This is a genomic window from Rubricella aquisinus, assembly GCF_014199445.1.
In the GTDB taxonomy this organism is placed as follows: domain Bacteria; phylum Pseudomonadota; class Alphaproteobacteria; order Rhodobacterales; family Rhodobacteraceae; genus Rubricella; species Rubricella aquisinus.
The window spans coordinates 180324-196731 of the sequence record NZ_JACIJS010000001.1; the positions used below are offsets into that span (position 1 = coordinate 180324).

Here is a 16408-nt window from a genome sequence, read left to right on the forward strand (position 1 = left end):
CCATGTTTCACTTTCTCCAAATATCCAAGCCGAAGGCTTCGGCGTCAGCCGAAAGGAGCCGCACATGACCCTTGCCACGCGCACCCGCGCCGGAGCGTCCTTGATCGTGACGAACCACAACACCGCGCGCCGCAATGCCCTGTCGCCGGACTATTACGCGACCCTTGCCTTGGCGCTGGAGGACGCCGCAAGTGACCCGGGCATCGCCTGCCTGATCCTGACCGGCGCGGGCGATTTCTTTTGTGCCGGGGGCGATCTGAACCTCCTGCGGGAGCGTCGCACCCTGCCAGAGGCGGAGCGCCGCGCGCGTGTGGATCAGTTGCACGACCTTATTCGGGGCATCCGGTCCTGCCCCAAACCGGTCATGGCCGCTGTGGAGGGGGGTGCTGCGGGGGCGGGCATGTCGCTGGCCTTTGCCGCTGATCTGATCGTGGCGAGCCGGGAGGCACGCTTCACCGCCGCTTATGTCAAGGCGGGGCTGACGCCGGATGGTGGCCTGACCCATGCGCTGCTCACCCGCCTGCCCCGCCCGATGGTGGCGGAAGCGCTCCTTTTTGGCACACCGATCCCGGCGGAGCGGCTCTATGCGCTAGGGGCCATAAACCGGCTCTGTAATCCGGGCGATGCGTTGGCCACCGCCTGCGCGCTGGCGGATACCCTCGCCACCGGGGCGGGCGGGGCGCAGGCCACGATCAAGTCATTGATGACAAGTGCGGCGCACACGGACCCCGCCACCCATCTCGATCACGAGCGGGACGCGATGGCCCATGCCGTCACCTCCCCCGACGGGATCGAAGGGATCGACGCGTTCTTGGGCAAGCGCCCCGCCGATTTCAGAAAGACCCGCATATGAGCCTGCCCGAGACCGCCGTCACCCGCAGCTATGGCATCCGATTGCCGATCGTTGCGGGCGGGCTGATGTGGCTGTCGGATGCGGACTATGTTGCCGCCTGCGCCCATGCCGGCATCATCTCCTTCATCACGGCGGCGAGTTTTCCCGATCTGGCGGACCTGCGCGCGGAAATCGCACGATGCGCGCGGCTCTGTGAGGGGCGGCCTTTTGGGGTCAATGTCTCCATGCTGCCGAAGCTGGTGGACCCCGCGCGCACCGCCGACACGTTCCGCCTGATCGCGGATGCGGGCGTGCGGCATGTGGAGACCTCGGGCCGCAACCCAGAAGAGTTCCTGCCCATCCTCAAGGACGCAGGCATCACCGTGCTGCATAAGGTGCCAAGCGTGCGCTACGCGCAAAAGGCGCAATCCGTGGGCGTGGATATGGTCAGCATCGTGGGCGCGGAATGCGGCGGGCATCCGGGGATGGACATGATCGGCACCATGGTGAACGCCGCCCTCGCAGAGCAGCGGTTGCGCATTCCCTACCTGATCGGCGGGGGCATCGGGACCGGATCGCAGCTTGTCGCGGCACTTGCCATGGGGGCGGCTGGTGTGGTGATGGGCACGCGGCTGTTGGTGGCCGATGAACTGCGCGTGCATCCCGAATACAAGGCCGCGCTGATCAACGCGACCGAATTGGACACTGCCCTGACCCTGCAGTCAAAGCGCAACACGATCCGCACGCTCGCCAATGAAACCACCCGCCTTGTGCAAGAGATGGAGGCCGCGGACCCGGACATTCCGATTGCCGATCTGATGCCCCATATCTCCGGCCAGATCGGGCGGAGAGCCTATCAGACCGGCGATGTGACAAAGGGGCTTTTGTCGGCGGGACAAGCGCTTGGCCTCACCCACGAGGCGGCACCGATGGCCGATATCATCGCGGGGATTGAGGCGGAGGCGCGGGCAGCACTCACCCGGTTGGGAGGGGCCGCATGATCCACGCAATGCTCGACGCGCAGCCCGCAGAGCGGGTGATGCTGATCACCGGGCACGACACGCGCCACAGCTATGGCAAGGTGCAAGCCGGATCGTCGGGCCTGTCTGACCTTCTTGCCCTTCAAGGCGTGCGCGCGGGCGACCGGGTGCTCATCGTGACGGAGAATTGCGCCCGCGCCATTATCGCGATTTTCGCGGCAGCGCGGCTCGGCGCTTGGGCGGTGCCGGTGAATGCGCGGCTCTCTGATGCAGAGTTGGACCGGATCATTGCCCATGCCCGCCCGCGCGCGGTGCTCTTTGCCTTGGGTGGGGAGGGCCATGCCACCCGCCATGAGGCGCACGCGGTGGACACGGGCGCCGGGCGCTATCACCTCACGCTGCCCCATGCGAGCAACCCCAGCGCGGAGGCAGGCGTCGCGGTCATGTTATACACCACCGGGACAACCGGGCAGCCTAAGGGCGTGATGCTCACCCATGACAATCTGCGATTTGCCGCCAAAGCCTCGGCAGAGTTGCGGGGCATGGGGGTGGGCGATGTGGTCTATGGCGCGCTGCCGATCACCCATGTGTTCGGGCTGGCCTCCATGATCATGGCGGCGACCCATGCGGGTGCCACGATCCGCTTGCACCACCGCTTCACACCGGAGGCGCTGTTCGGGGCATTGCAACAGGATGTGACGATCCTGCCCGCCGTGCCGCAGATGCATGCGCTGTTGATGCAATATGTCCGGGCGCAGGGATTTGCGCGGCTGGAGGGATCGGCGCTGCGCTATGTCTCCTCGGGCGCAGCACCGCTGGACCCCGAATGGAAACGCGCGGCGGAGGCGTTCTATGGCCTGCCGTTGCAAAACGGATATGGCATGACGGAAAGCACCGCCGGGATCGCGGCGACCCGCAATCCCATCGGCTCGCCCGATATCAGCGTGGGCGCGCCATTGCCGGGGGTTGACGTCACCCTCGACGCGCCCGGCGCGGATGGCGTGGGGGAGGTGCTGACCCGTGGCCCGCATATCATGCGCGGCTATTTCGAGGCATCAAGGGACACCGCGATGGCGCTGCGCGCTGACGGCTTTCTGCGCACCGGCGATCTGGGCCGGATGGATGCGGAGGGGCGGCTGACCATCGTGGGGCGCGCGAAGGAATTGATCATCCGCTCCGGCTTCAACGTTTATCCGCAGGAGGTGGAGGCGGCGCTGAACGAGCATCCATCCGTCGCCTTTGCAGCGGTGATCGGGCGGCCAGTGGACGGCAATGAGGAGGTGCTCGGCTTCGTCCAGACCGAGGACACAACCCTGACCGAAGCCGCCCTGATGGATTTCGTGGCCAAGCGGCTGACAGCCTATAAGCGCCCCGCGCGGATCATCGTGACAGAGCGGCTCCCGGCGGCAGCCACCGGCAAGATCCTCAAGCACCAACTCCTTGGCGTTTTCGCGGACCTGTTGGGCTGATCAGGCGTGTAGCACGCGGGCAACGGGGGCCGTTGCCGCAGCGACCCCATGGCTGGTTGGCCATTTCACGAACAGGATCGCGGGGCTTTTGATGCCATCGCGCTCAATCGTGCCGGAAAGGTCCGACAGGGTCGTCGTGACGCTGCGCGCGTCGGCGTAGCCCGCGCGGCTCACGATCTGGCAGGGCAGATCGGCGGGGCAGGTTTGCAACAACCCGGCCTCAATCGCGGCGGCTTCGCGCACGCCCATGTAATAGGCGATTGCCCCGCCGGGGCGCAGGGTCGGGGCGGCTGAGGTACAGGCCGCGCCGGTTGCCTTGCGCGCGGAGGCAAGCGTGATCGCGTCGATCTCATGGCGTTCGGTGAGCACGGCGTTGAACTCCGCGCTGGCGGCGAAGGCGGCAGTGATGCCCGGCACGATCTCCACCGGGATGCCTGCGGCGTCGCAGGCGTCCATCTCCTCGCGCGCGCGTCCAAAGAGGCCCGGATCACCGCATTTGAGGCGCACGACATGCTTGCCCTCTGACGCGTGTTGCACCATCAGCCGGGCGATGCGGTCCTGCTGCCACGCGGAGGGGCGCTTGGTATCGCCGCAGATTTTGCCCACGTCGATCCGTTCGGCATCGCGGCGGGCCAACTCCAGAATCTCCGGGTCAGACAGCGCGTCATGCAAGATCACATCGGCCTCTTGCAGGCGGCGCAGCCCGCGCAAGGTAATGAGGTCCACCCCGCCCGGCCCGGCACCCACAAGCGACACGGACCCGGCGCGCGCGGCATCCGGCGCGCGGCCTGCAAGTGCCGCCTCCGTCATCCGGTTGAGCGCCTCATCCTCAGCGCCCGAGGCATGAAGGGGGCGCAGCACATCCCAGACCCACGCCCAGAACGCGCGGCGCGCGTCCTTTTGCACGCGGTGGGCGACCATGCCGCGCATCCGGCCAAGGGACGCGGCGAACCGGCCAAGGTTCGGCTCCAGTTCCGTCTCCAGCTTCGATTTGATCCGGCGGGCCAGCACCGGCGCGGTGCCTTCGGTGCCGATGGCGACGACCACCGGGTCGCGGTCCACGATGGCGGGGGTGAAGGCGTCGCACAGGTCCGGCTGATCCACCGCGTTGACCAGCACGCGCGCCTCCCGCGCAAGGGCCGCATGAGCCGCATCCGCGCCGGGGCAACCCGACGCACAAAAAGCAAGCACAGCCCCGCTGATCCCGTCCGCCGTGATCGCGGGCGCGTGGTGGATCACCCGGCCCGCGCGCGCAAGCTCGGCCAATTCGGGGCAAAGGCTTTCGGCCACCACGACAATCTCGGCCTCGGTCTTGAGCATTAGCCGGGTTTTCTGCGCGGCCTCCTCCTCCCCGCCGAACACGATGACACGGCGACCGGACATTTTGAGGAACATGGGGAAGGTCTGCATCGGGCTACTCCGCAGCGATGGATTGTTGAGGAAGAAGGGCTGCCATTTCGGGGCGGCAGGCCCCGCAATTGGTCCCTGCGTTGAGCGCCGCGCCGATCTGCTCAACCGTGGCGGCACCACCCTTGATCGCGGTCAGAATGGTGTTGAGACCCACCCCGAAACAGGCGCAGACCGTCGGGCCGGGATCAGGCATCCCCGCGCCCGGACGACCCGCAAGGGCCGCCTGCGCGTCGCCCTGCCCGATGAGATCCCGCAAGAACCCGCGCGACAGGGAAACGGGATCAGGCGCGGCGAAGAACGCCCCGACAAGCACGCCATCCTGCATCAGGGCCACGCGGGCGATGCCTCTTTTGCGGTCCTCGACGGTGATCGGGTCACTGGCGGGCGCACCGATCAGGGCTTGCGCAAAGGCCGTCCAATCCTGCGTCGGGGCCATATCCGCCAGTTCCATTTGCCAGCCATGAGAGGTGCGCGCCCGCGCCCAATAGGCCGTGTTGGCCACGGGTTTCGCGGCTGACACGGCAAAACCGTACCACGCAGGATTGAGGGCCGTCGCCGTCACCCGCCCGGCTTTCAGCGCAGGTTGGCCCGACACCGGATCGGTCGCACCCTCCACAAGGATATTGATCCGCGCAGCAGATGCCGTCTCCCCCGTCCAATGGATCGGAGCGAACAGCGTGCCGGGGGATGTGCGGTCCGAGATCAGCGCGCGCAGGGTCACGTCACCATGCGCATTCGACAGGCGCACAAGGCTCGCGGGGGCCACACCGAGCGTCGCTGCATCCGCCGGGTGCATCTCAACGAACGGCTCCGCGATATGGAGCGACAGCGTGGCGCTGCGCCCGGTGCGGGTCATCGTGTGCCAATGGTCGCGCACACGGCCAGAGTTGAGGTGAAACTCGACAGCATTTGGCGCGGCACCGGCGCGGGGCGACAGAATGCGCGCCTTGCCCGATGGGAACGCGCCATCGGCAAACTGACGCTCCGCGCCACCCACGGGCCACATCACCGGTGCCATCATGTCATAGTCCACATGCGCGAGCGGGGTGAGGTCCAGCTTTTTGCCAAAGGACACGGACAGTGCTGTCATCGCGGCATATTCGGCGAAAATCTCTGCCGGGGAGGACCAGTTGAACGCGTCTGCCCAGCCCATCCGCTTGCCGACCTCCGCCATATGCCACCAGTCGGCACGAGCCGCACCGGGGGCAGGCAAAAAGGCGCGCTGGCGGGAGATGCGGCGCTCAGAATTCGTGACAGTGCCGTCCTTCTCCCCCCATCCCAGCGCGGGCAAAAGGACATGGGCCAGCCGGGTCGTGTCGGTCTCTGCCTCGATATCGGAGACAGCCACGAAGGGCACATTGGCAATGGCCGCGCGCACCGCGTCGGCCTTTGGCAGGGACACCGCGGGATTGGTGCACATGATCCACAGCGCCTTGATCCGGCCATCGGCGCAGGCGTCAAACAGATCAACGGCCTTCAGCCCCGGTTTGTCCGCGATGGTGGGGCTGGCCCAATAGGATTGCACGGCGGCGCGATGCGCGGGGTTTTCCAGATCAAGATGGGCGGCCAGCATATTGGCCAAGCCGCCGACCTCCCGCCCGCCCATCGCGTTGGGCTGACCGGTCACCGAAAACGGCCCCGCGCCGGGTATGCCGATCCGCCCCGTGGCAAGGTGGCAATCAAGGATCGCGTTCACCCGGTCAGAGCCATCGGTGGCCTGATTGACCCCTTGGCTATAAATCGTGACGACACGCTTGGTCGCGGCCCAAAGCGCGTAGGTCTCCGCAATCTGAGTGCTGGACAAGCCGGTGCCAGCGGCGACCTCGGGTATGGTGGGATAGGGCATGGCGGGATCGAGCCCATCGACATGACCCGCGAAATCCGCGTTCCAATGCCCATGCGCGCGCAGATAACCCATCAGCCCGGACCAGAACAGAACGTCCGAGCCGGGCTTGAGCGGCAGATGCAGATCAGCACTGTCCGCCGTCACCGTGCTCCGGGGGTCAAGCGCGATGACCTTCGCCCCGCCTGCGAGAATCCGCTGGTGCAACACCGGATGGCACCACGCAAGGTTCGATCCGGTGAGCACGATCAGATCGGCCTCCTCCAGATCGGCATAGGTGCCGGGGACCACATCCTCCCCAAAGGCGCGTTTGTGACCGGCGACAGAGGACGCCATGCACAGGCGCGAATTGGTGTCGATATTGGCCGAGCCGATAAAGCCCTTCATCAGCTTGTTGGCGACGTAGTAATCTTCGGTCAGCAACTGGCCCGAGACGTAGAAAGCGACGCTATCGGGCCCATGCTCCGCAATCGCTTGACTGAATGCGGTGGCGACCCGGTCAAGGGCCGTATCCCAATCAGCCTCCACCCCATCAACGATGGGTGCAAGCAAGCGCCCCTCAAGCCCCAGTGTTTCACCAAGAGCGGCCCCTTTCGAGCAGAGCCGCCCGAAATTCGCGGGATGGTCCTCATCCCCACGGGCGGAAAATCCGCCCGCGCCATCGGGGGTCATCACGACGCCACAGCCGACCCCGCAATAGGCACAGGTCGTGCGGATGCCCCCCGCCCCGGTCATTCGGCAGCCATCGCCTGATCGAGTCGTGCCACATCCATCAGGATGCGGCCCCCACGAACCTCGACGGGCCAAGTGGCCACCTGCCCCTCATCCATGCCCTCGACCATCCCGCTTTCCAGCGAGATGACCCAATTGTGCAGCGGACAAGTCACGCTGCGGCCATGCTGGATGCCGTTGGACAATGGCCCGCCCTTATGCGGGCAGCGGTCATCAATCGCGAAGACCTCATCCTGCGCGGTGCGGAACACGGCCACGCATCCAAGCGGTGTTTTGACGACCCGCGCCCCTTCGGTGGGGATGTCGTCCAAATGTCCAATGTCGATAAAGCGGGTCATTCTGCGGCCACCTGTGTCAGATCGGCAAGCGGGGTGAATTCGTGGGCGTCCTTGCCCCCGGCCCGTTCTGCCCATGGATCGGTCTGGAAATATTTTTGGGAGTGGAAGAACCGGGCGGCGAGGGCCGTGCGGCTGTCTGCGTCCTCCACCACCTTTTCGATGATGTGATCAAGGCCGACGCGGTCAATCCATTTCCATGGCCGGTCGAGATAGCGCGCCCCTTCGCGGTAGAGTTGGTAGAAGGCGGCGCAATACTCGATTGCTTCTTCTTCGGTGGCGACGGTGCACATGAGTTGGGTGGCTTTCACCTCCATCCCCGCAGCCCCGCCGACATGAAGCTGATAGCCCTCCGCGACGCACACGACGCCGAAATCCTTGCATGTCGCCTCCGCACAGTTGCGGGGGCAGCCGGAGACGGCGAGCTTGAATTTATGCGGGGACCATGCGCCCCAGAGCGCCTTTTCGATCTTGATGCCAAGGCCGGTGCTGTCTTGCGTGCCAAAGCGGCAATGATCGGTGCCGACGCAGGTTTTCACCGTGCGCAGCCCCTTGGCATAGGCGTGGCCCGACACCATCCCGGCGGCATTGAGATCGGCCCACATCGAAGGCAGATCCTCTTTCTTGACGCCCAGAAGGTCGATCCGCTGGCCGCCTGTGACCTTGACCGTCGGGACATTGTATTTGTCGGCGGCATTGGCAATCGCGCGCAGCTCATCAGGCGTCGTGATCCCGCCCCACATGCGCGGCACGACGGAATAGGTGCCGTCCTTTTGGATATTCGCGTGCACCCGCTCGTTGATGAAGCGGCTTTGCGCGTGGTCGGCATACTCCTCGGGCCATGCGCATAGGAGGTAGTAATTCAGCGCGGGGCGGCATTTAGCGCAGCCGCCCGATGAGGTCCAGTGCAGTTTCTGCATCACTTCGGGAATGGATTTCATGCCATCCGCGACGATCAGGCGGCGCACGTCCTCATGGCTGTGATCGGTACAGCCGCACATGCCCGCCTCTGCCGGGATCACGAAATCATCGCCAAGGCCAAGGGCGACGACCTGCGCCGTCAGCCCCGCGCAGGAGCCGCAGGAGGTGCTGGCCTTCGTCTTTGCCGTCACCTCGGCAAGGCTGCCCGCGCCACCCGCAATCGCGGCAAGGATGATCGCTTTGGAGACGCCGTTGCAGCCGCAAATCTCTGCCTCATCCGGCAAGGCTGCAACGGCCGCCATAGGGTCCAGCGGGGCACCTCCGGCGTAGTTCTGACCAAAGATGAGCGTATCGCGCCCCTCCGAGATATCCTCGCCATCCTTCAGCTTTTGCAGGAACCAAGGGCCATCGGCAGTGTCGCCATACATGACGATCCCGATGATCCGGTCCTGCGCGAGAATGAGACGTTTATAGACCCCGCGCGCGGCGTCGCGGAACACGATCTCTTCGCGATCATCGCCATCGGCGAAATCCCCGGCGGAAAACAGATCAACGCCCGTCACCTTCAACTTCGTGGAGACCATGGGAGGCGTGAACGCCGCCTCCTCCCCCATCAGGGTTTTCGCGGCGACCTTCGCCTGATCATAGAGCGGGGCGACAAGGCCGAAAATTTGGCCCTGATGCTGCACGCATTCGCCAATGGCGAGGATATCCGGGTCCACCGTGCGCATCTGGTCATCCACGATGATGCCCCGCTCACAAGCGATACCGCAGGCGGTGCCAAGCGCGGTTGCGGGACGGATGCCAACGGCCATGCAGACCATATCGGCCTCAATCACGCGGCCATCTTTCAACAACACCGCCTCGACATGGTCCGTGCCGCGCAATTCGGCAGTGTTGGCCTCCAGCAGCACCTTGATCCCGCGCAGTTCCAGTTCGCGCTTGAGAAGGTATCCCGCCGCCGGGTCAAGCTGCCGTTCCATCAGGTGACCGGCAAGGTGGATGACGGTCACGTCCATGCCCTGCGCCTTCAGCCCCGCTGCGGCCTCAAGACCCAAAAGACCACCGCCGATGACGACGGCCTTGGCACCCGGCTTGGCGGCATAGGATTTCATCCGCTCCACGTCATCAAGATCGCGGTAGGCCATGACACCCGGCAAATCCTTGCCCGGCACCGGGATGATGAACGGATCGGAGCCCGTGGCGATGACGAGCTTGTCGTAGGACAAGGGCCCTTGGCCCGTGGCCACCGTTTTGGCGACCGGATCGACGGCGGTGATATGCTCCCCAAACCGGGTCGTCACGCCATGGGCAGCGTACCAATCGGAGTCATGGGTGACGATCTCCTCAAAGGTTTTCTCGCCCGACAAAACGGGGGAGAGCATGATGCGGTTATAGTTCCCGCGCGGCTCCGCCCCGAAAAGCGTGACGTGCACATCCGCGCCCGCGTCAAACAGGTGCTCCAGCATCCGGCCAGACGCCATGCCAGCCCCGATCACAACGATATGTTGGGTCATGTCTTTCACTCCGCCGCGACGCTCGACGCTTGTGTCGGCTTGGGTTTGGGGGTGTGGCCGTGCTCGTAATCCTCAAGGAATTGAAGCACTTCGCCGCGATACCGATAATAATCGGGGTGATCCAACAGCGCCTTGCGGGTGCGCGGGCGCGGCAGGTTCACATCCATGATCTTGCCGATGGTGGCGCGGGGACCATTGGTCATCATCACCACGCGGTCAGACAGCAGAACCGCCTCATCCACGTCATGGGTGACACAAATCGTGGTGACTTGGGTGCGGGACCACACCTCCATCAGCACTTCCTGCAATTCCCAGCGGGTAAGGCTATCGAGCATCCCGAATGGCTCATCCAGAAGCAGGAGTTTCGGGGAGAGGGCAAAGGCCCGCGCGATCCCGACCCGCTGTTTCATCCCGTTCGACAGGTCAGCGGCGGGCTTGTCCATCGCATCGGCAAGGCCGACGCGCTCCAGATAGTATTCCACGACCTCCTGCCGCTCGGCCTGCGTCGCCTTGGGATAAACGCGGTCCGCGCCGATCGCGACGTTCTCTTTCGCGGTCAGCCATGGAAAGAGGGAGGGTGCCTGAAACACCACCGCGCGCTCCGGGTCCGCGCCCTCTACATGGGTGCCGTCAAGGATGATGCCCCCTTTGGAAATCTCGTTGAGGCCCGCCGCCATGGTCAGCGCCGTGGACTTGCCGCAGCCAGAATGCCCGATGATGGAGATGAACTCCCCCTTGCGCAGCGTCAGGTCGAAATCCTCCACCACCGTGAGCGGGCCTTTGGGCGTGGGATAGACCTTATGCACCTTAGAGAATTGCAGATACCGCGCGTCGTTCTTGACCACCGGCTCGGCTGCTTCGCGATAGACTTTCGGGGTCATGTGATGGACGGCTGTCACATCGGGCAGGTTGCGGGTGCCTTCGGCCTTGGCCGCGATGCCCACATCCATGAGGTATTGCGTGACCTTGCCGCGCAGCGCCTTGAACACCGGATCGTCATTCATCGCGGTGCGGTCGCGGGGGCGGGGGATGGTGACGGTGAACGCCTCCCCAAAGGTGCCATCGGGATTGAGCGGGATGATCCGATCCGCGAGCAGGATCGCCTCGTCCACGTCATTGGTGATGAGGACGATGGTTTTCTTTTCGATCTGGCTGATGACCTCGATCTCATCCTGCAAATTCGCGCGGGTGAGGGCATCAAGCGCCGATAGCGGCTCATCCAACAGCAGCACATCCGGGCGCATCGCCAGCGCACGGGCGACGGCCACGCGCTGGCGCATCCCGCCTGACAGCTCCGCCGGGCGGCGGTCCACCGCGTGGGACAGGCCCACCATGGTGGTGTAGTGATCGACGATCTCCGCCCGCTCAGCCTTGGACTTGTCGGCATGGACGGCATCCACGGCGAGCGCCACATTGCCGGTCACGGTCAGCCACGGCATCAGGGAGTAGGACTGGAACACCAGCCCCCGTTCGGGGGAGGGGCCGGTGACCGGCTCGCCTCGGAAGGTGACGCTGCCCTGATCGGGCAATTCCAACCCCGCAAGCAAGCTCATCAGCGTGGTTTTGCCCGTGCCGGAGAAGCCCAGCACCGCGACAAACTCGCCTTCGGCCACATCGAGGCTCACATCCTTCAGGATCGGCCCAGCGCCATATCCTTTATAGACATTCTTAAGGGACAGGATGCTCATACCGATCACCGCTGGCTTGAGAAGGTGAACATGGACTGGATCGCGAACATCAACCGGTCCAGAAGATAGCCGATGATGCCGATGGTCAGGACGGCCACCATGATCCGGGCCAGACTGTCGGATGAGCCGTTCTGGAACTCGTCCCAGACGAATTTGCCAAGACCGGGGTTCTGCGCCAGCATTTCCGCCGCGATCAGCACCATCCAGCCCACACCGAGGCTCAGCCGCAGCCCGGTGAAAATGAGCGGCAGCGCCGAGGGCAGCACCAGCTTGAGGATGCGCGTCTTGGTGTCGAGTTTCAGCACCCGGCCCACATTGACGAGGTCCTTGTCGATGCTCGCCACACCCAGCGCGGTGTTGATCAGCGTCGGCCAGAGAGAGCACAGCGTGACCGTAATGGCGGAGGTCAGAAACGCCTTCTCGAACCAGCCATCCTGCGTGGTGTAGACGGCAGAGACGACCATGGTGACAATCGGCAACCATGCAAGCGGTGAGACCGGCTTGAAAATCTGGATGATCGGGTTCATCGCGGCGTTGAACGTGGCACTCAGACCACAGGCGATCCCGATGGGCACCGCGACGGCGGTCGCGATCAGAAAGCCGAAGAACACGGTCTGGAGCGACGTCCAAATCTGGCTGTAATAGGTGGGGGCGCCAGTATAGGCGCGCTCGCGGATGCGGTCCTCATGGCCTGCCTCACGCAGGGCCTGATTGCGGGCTTCCTGCCGTTCGAAAAATTCGGCCTCTTTGGCCCATTCGCGCTCTGCCTCGCCATGGAGCACCTCGACCTGCTCCCAGACTTGCGCAGGACCGGGGATCGCACCGAGCGACGTTTGCACCCGCGGGGCCAGCGTGCCCCAAGCCATCAGAAACACCGCAATCGCCAAGAGCGGCACACCCAAAAGGCGCCAGATATCGGCCAGATTGCTGCGCGGATTGTCACCCGCGATGATTTTCAGCAGCGGCGTGATCCAGCTCAGACCCAGCACCTTGAACGTGCCGTCGGCCTTGTTGATGCGGGTGAAGTTGCGTTCGCGCCGGGCGTCACGCGCGGCATTGAGTTCGGGATCGGTCAGGGCGGTCATGGGTCGCTCCGGCTCAAAGGACTGGGGAAAAGGGGCTGACCGGGCGCAGGGACACCGCCCGGTCAGCGAGGGCCTTACTGGGCCGCGAGGGAGGACACCGTCTCAACGCCCGACAGGCCAATGGTCAGGCTGTTGATATAGGCGTTGGGCTGGGTGCCATCATAGGTCACGCCATCGAGGAAGGCATTCGTCGGCTCCTTGAAGCCATTGGTGCCAAAGGGGAAATCCTCAGCGGAGGCATAGCCCGCGTCGATCACCATCTGTGCGGCCTGCATGTAGATATCGGGGCGATACACCTTTTCCGCGACATCGAAATACCACTGGTCGTCCTTGGCCTCGGGGATCTGACCCCAGCGGCGCATCTGCGTCAGATACCAGATCGCGTCGGAATAGAACGGGTAGGTCGCGTAGTGGCGGAAGAACACGTTGAAATCAGGGATGTCGCGCACGTCCCCCTTTTCAAACTCGAACGTCCCGGTCATGGAAGCCGCGATCACATCCGCATCCGCGCCGACATAGTTGGGGCGGGACAGGATCTCCACCGCTTCGGGGCGGTTGGCGTTGTCATTCTCGTCAAGCCAGATCGCGGCACGGATCAGCGCCTTGGTCACCAGAAGCGCGGTGTTGGGGTTTTCCTCAACAAACTCGGCGGTCATGCCGAACACTTTTTCGGGGTTGTTCTTCCAGATTTGGTAATCGGTGATGACCGGCACTCCGATCCCCTTGAACACCGCCTGCTGGTTCCATGGCTCACCCACGCAATAGCCGTGGATCGTGCCTGCCTCCATCGTGGCTGGCATCTGCGGCGGCGGGGTGACGGACAGAAGCACATCGGCGTCAATCTGGCCGGTGGTGTTCTCGGGCGAGTAAAGGCCGGGGTGCAAGCCACCTGCGGCAAGCCAGTAGCGCAATTCGTAATTGTGCGTGGAGACAGGGAACACCATGCCCATGCGGAACGATTCGCCCTGATTGTTGAATTCCTCGACAACCGGCACCAATGCCTCGGCAGAGATTGGATGGATCGGTTTGCCATCCGCGTCATGGGGGATATGCGGCTTCATCATGTCCCACACTTCGTTGGAAACCGTGATGCCGTTTCCATTCAGGTCCATGGAGAAGGGGGTGACGATATGCGCCTCCGTCCCGTAGCCGATCGTGGCGGCAAGCGGCTGACCGGCGAGCATATGCGCGCCGTGCAGGTTGCCGTCGATCACGCCGTCAAGCAGCACTTTCCAGTTCGCCTGCGGCTCAAGCGTGACATAGAGCCCCTCATCCTCGAAATAGCCAAGCTCATAGGCCACGGCGAGCGGGGCCATATCCGTCAGCTTGATAAAGCCGAAGGTCAGCTCGTCGATTTCGGGAAAGATCATCTCACCTTGGGCAAAGGCGGATGTGCTCATAAAGAGCGACGCGACAATCGCGATGGGTTTCTTGAAGGTCATATCCAGTCTCCTCAGACCGTAAAAAACAAAAAAGCCGTCCATTCACGCGCTGGCCCGATGGGTTCAGCGTGGAATGAGCGGCTTTGCTCGGTTGGGTGACCCCATCTACGAGGTCGCAGGCGGACATCGTTGTCCTATGCCCTAATCCTGCGAATCCGGGGATTTTTCGTCAAGTGGGATGTTGCATTTGCGAGCAGTTTTTGTGTTGCAGTGCAAAATTTGGCCAAAATTCGCATCTGATGCACAAAAAATAGTCTAGGTCTGCGGGTGAAATTCGCTTCGGTCAAAGAAGCCGCTGCGCCCGACGCGCACCGGGCCGGATGTTCCGGGCACGGAAACACCGAGTTCCGTTCGCCCCTCGATTCGCGCGTGCGCCATCGGGACGGAGACATGCAGCGGGCCAAGCGCGCGGTGCATCAGATCGGGGCGGAAGGTTTCAAGTGCGGCGGCCTGCGCCCTGATCGGGCTGATCCCCCAGGCAGGGGCCGCGCGCTCCGCGATGAAGGCCGCTGCACTTTGCCATGGATAGAGCGCGCCCAGACCAGACAGGCGGATCACGTCGGGGGCGTCCACCGTCGCCCCGCTGTGGCGCAATTGCAATCGCCCCAAGAGCGCGCGCTCAATCGTCATGGGCGACGCGTCGAGGTAATGCGGCAGCGCCAGAATTTCAGCCGCGACACCCAGATTGCCGCTGACCGTCAGCCACATGCTCGCGCGGTAGAGCGCACGCACAAGCGCATCCATCGTGTCGGGATGCGCCATGGCCCAGTCAGCCTGAAGTGCGAGCACCTTTTCGGGCGAGGCCGTCCAGATATCCGCGCCCGAGAGCAGGATTTCGCCCGCGCCGCGCTCAACAGCGACGCTGCCCCATGGCTCACCGACCATGAACACATCAACCTCTCCCGCCTTGAGCACTTCGGGCAGCACCTTGGGCGGGGCAGTGAGGAACGTCACCTTAGACACATCCCCGCCGGATCGTTCGACCAGCAGGCGGACAAGTTCCTGATGCATCGAATGGGGAAACGGCACACCGACGCGCAACCCGCCGGGATCAGCACATTTCACCAGCGCTCGCCCCGTCGCCATCGCATCCCCAAACCGCGCGCCATGCTCGACAAGCCGGTCGGCAAAATCGGGCCGCGCGGTCAGCGTATCGCCATTGGTGCCCAGCAGCATCGGTGCGACCAGCCCGGCGCGCATCGGCCCCACCCCGGCGGACATGGCAATCGCGAGGGGCGCCAGCATATGCGCCGCTGGATAGACCCCCAGCGCGATCTTGTCCCGGATCGTGGACCAACTGGTTTCGCGCACCAGCGTGAGGGCCACGCCTTCCTCCGCCGCGAAGCCCATCTCAAGCGCGATGATCGGCAGGGCCGCGTCGGTGAGCGGAATAAACCCGAGGGAGACATCCGCGCCGATCATTGCAGCAACTCCGCCGCTGAGATCAGCGCCTCTGCCACGTCGGACACACGCTTTCCCTTGTCCATCGCGGTTTTGCGCAACAGGGCGTAGGCCTCTTCTTCGCTGAGGCCACGGGCGGACATCAACAGCCCCTTTGCGCGGTCGATGGTCTTACGCTCCGACAGCGCGGTCTGGGTGGCGCGCAGCTCCTTGCGCAACCGGTCCACCTCATGAAACCGGGCGATGGCCATATCAAGCACCGGGCGTACCCGTTCTGCCCGCAAGCCATCGACGACATAGGCCGACACCCCCGCCGCCACCGCCGCCTGCATCAGCGCCTTGCCCGAGCGGTCAACGAACATCGCGACGGGCCGGTCCAGCGGGGCGGTCGCCACGGTCAGCGCGTCGATCGTGTCGCGGTTGGGATGCTCCATGTCGATGAGCACAAGATCGGGGGCAATCTCCTCCAGATCGCGGACAAGCCCGCCCGCGCCACGGCGCAGCACCACGGTCACAGTGTCATCTTGTGACAAGGCCGCGACGATCTCTTCTCCACGATCCGTGTTGAGATCAATCACCAAAATCTTCAGCGTGTTGACCAACTGGGGAGCCTCGAACAAAGGGGTCAGGTTCAACTCGAATGCCCGATTGATCAGGCACGCGCGACGGAGTGGTCAACGATCATCGCCTCACAGGGGGCAGGCGAGCGTATGATTTTTGAGAAGCTGGCGGTTTATTGGGCAATTGAGATGG

Annotated in this window: 12 protein-coding genes; 3 read left to right on the plus strand and 9 right to left on the minus strand. The window is 64.1% G+C overall.

The annotated features are described in order from the left end of the window. Nucleotides 1-64: 64 nt before the first annotated feature. From FHS89_RS00835 to FHS89_RS00845, 3 genes are read left to right on the plus strand one after another with little or no spacing between them, the layout of a single operon-like run. Nucleotides 65-853 (plus strand): oxepin-CoA hydrolase, alternative type, encoded by a 789-nt coding sequence (locus FHS89_RS00835; protein ID WP_184007505.1) that lies wholly within the window; start codon nt 65-67, stop codon nt 851-853. Then, nucleotides 850-1833, plus strand: coding sequence for an NAD(P)H-dependent flavin oxidoreductase (locus FHS89_RS00840; RefSeq protein WP_184007507.1), 984 nt, complete (start codon nt 850-852; stop codon nt 1831-1833). The genes FHS89_RS00835 and FHS89_RS00840 overlap by 4 nt, the downstream gene beginning before the upstream one ends. After that, nucleotides 1830-3281, plus strand: coding sequence for a class I adenylate-forming enzyme family protein (locus tag FHS89_RS00845; RefSeq protein ID WP_184007509.1), 1452 nt, complete (start codon nt 1830-1832; stop codon nt 3279-3281). Before FHS89_RS00840 ends, FHS89_RS00845 begins: the two co-directional genes overlap by 4 nt. Here FHS89_RS00845 and cysG read toward each other — a convergent pair whose 3' ends face one another. The 9 genes from cysG to FHS89_RS00890 form a co-directional block, all read right to left on the minus strand. Further along, the gene (cysG, locus tag FHS89_RS00850) at nt 3282-4691 is read right to left on the minus strand and encodes a siroheme synthase CysG (protein ID WP_184007511.1); all 1410 of its coding nucleotides are present in this window, start codon (nt 4689-4691) and stop codon (nt 3282-3284) included. 4 nt (nt 4692-4695) lie between these two features. Further along, nucleotides 4696-7269, minus strand: coding sequence for a nitrate reductase (locus FHS89_RS00855; protein WP_184007513.1), 2574 nt, complete (start codon nt 7267-7269; stop codon nt 4696-4698). After that, nucleotides 7266-7604: a nitrite reductase small subunit NirD gene (gene nirD / locus FHS89_RS00860; protein WP_184007516.1), complete on the minus strand. Its 339-nt coding sequence runs from the start codon at nt 7602-7604 to the stop codon at nt 7266-7268. The genes FHS89_RS00855 and nirD overlap by 4 nt, the downstream gene beginning before the upstream one ends. Continuing rightward, nucleotides 7601-10039 carry a nitrite reductase large subunit NirB gene (gene nirB, locus FHS89_RS00865; protein ID WP_184007518.1) on the minus strand — a complete coding sequence of 813 codons (2439 nt, stop codon included), beginning with the start codon at nt 10037-10039 and terminating at the stop codon, nt 7601-7603. Before nirB ends, nirD begins: the two co-directional genes overlap by 4 nt. A 5-nt stretch (nt 10040-10044) precedes the next feature. Continuing rightward, nucleotides 10045-11727: an ABC transporter ATP-binding protein gene (locus FHS89_RS00870; RefSeq protein ID WP_184007520.1), complete on the minus strand. Its 1683-nt coding sequence runs from the start codon at nt 11725-11727 to the stop codon at nt 10045-10047. 5 nt (nt 11728-11732) lie between these two features. Further along, complete coding sequence (locus FHS89_RS00875; protein WP_184007522.1) at nt 11733-12812, minus strand: ABC transporter permease; 1080 nt, start codon at nt 12810-12812, stop codon at nt 11733-11735. Nucleotides 12813-12886: 74 nt separating this feature from the next. Further along, nucleotides 12887-14212 carry a CmpA/NrtA family ABC transporter substrate-binding protein gene (locus tag FHS89_RS00880; protein WP_246413534.1) on the minus strand — a complete coding sequence of 442 codons (1326 nt, stop codon included), beginning with the start codon at nt 14210-14212 and terminating at the stop codon, nt 12887-12889. A 297-nt stretch (nt 14213-14509) separates the two neighbouring features. Next, complete coding sequence (locus FHS89_RS00885) at nt 14510-15676, minus strand: ABC transporter substrate-binding protein (protein ID WP_184007526.1); 1167 nt, start codon at nt 15674-15676, stop codon at nt 14510-14512. Then, nucleotides 15673-16275, minus strand: a complete 603-nt coding sequence (locus tag FHS89_RS00890; RefSeq protein WP_246413497.1) for an ANTAR domain-containing response regulator — start codon at nt 16273-16275, stop codon at nt 15673-15675. Before FHS89_RS00890 ends, FHS89_RS00885 begins: the two co-directional genes overlap by 4 nt. Nucleotides 16276-16408: the final 133 nt, after the last annotated feature.